The organism is Enterobacter sp. EC_50, assembly GCF_019584525.1.
GTDB lineage: Bacteria > Pseudomonadota > Gammaproteobacteria > Enterobacterales > Enterobacteriaceae > Enterobacter > Enterobacter roggenkampii.
In genome coordinates, this window is the sequence record NZ_VDAF01000071.1 from 1 (window position 1) to 911 (window position 911).

Annotated in this window: 1 protein-coding gene; it reads left to right on the plus strand. The window is 43.2% G+C overall.

The annotated features are described in order from the left end of the window. Nucleotides 1-911 (plus strand): ISAs1 family transposase (locus tag FHC48_RS23000; protein WP_220420627.1); only part of this gene is annotated, 911 nt, incomplete at both ends.

Sequence of the window (911 nt, forward strand, 5' to 3'; positions counted from 1 at the left end):
GGCACTAGATGGTTAGATTTTCTCAAACGCTTTGGTGATTTTAGTCATGGTGTTCCCTCTGCCATTACCATTGCAAGAGTGATGGGAATGATTAGCGCGACACGCTTACAAAAGTGTTTTATCGAATGGATGAAATCCTGCTGTGAACTGACGGACGGTGAAGTGATCGCCATAGACGGTAAAACCGTGCGTGGCTCTTATGATGATTCCCGTGGGCTTGGTGCTATCCATATGGTTAATGCGTTTGCGACAGAGAATGGCGTGTGCCTTGGACAACATAAAGTTTACGAGAAGTCCAATGAGATAACCGCTATCCCTGAGTTGCTTCAACTGCTTGATATATCGGGTTGTTTAGTCACAATTGATGCGATGGGATGCCAAAAGAAAATCGCGCAAAAGATCCTTGAAAAAAACGCTGATTACTTGCTGGCCGTGAAAGGAAATCAAGGCCGACTTGAGCAAGCTTTTGATAACTATTTTGATATGAGCATGCTGCAAAAACATGATGGTGATTCTTACAGTACCCAAGAAAAATCGCGAGGCAGACAGGAAACACGACTGGCTTTAGTGAATGAAGATTTAAGTGTTTTGGGCGATCTTGAGTTTGATTGGCCAGGGCTAAAAACGATGGGAATTGTGGTATCGATTAGACAAGAATCAGCAGTGGCCCAAGAGTCAGAAGTAACGGTGCGATATTATATTAGTTCGAAAGCGCTCAGTGCTAAAGAATTGTTAAATGCTTCACGCTCGCACTGGTTAGTCGAGTCGATGCATTGGATGTTGGATACTGCATTTAGTGAAGATGCTTGCCGTAAACGAGCGGAAGAACGAGCAGAGAATTTCGCAAGGATCAGACAGATGTGTTTAAACATGCTAAAAAGTGAAACGACACTAAAAGCGAGTATTAAACA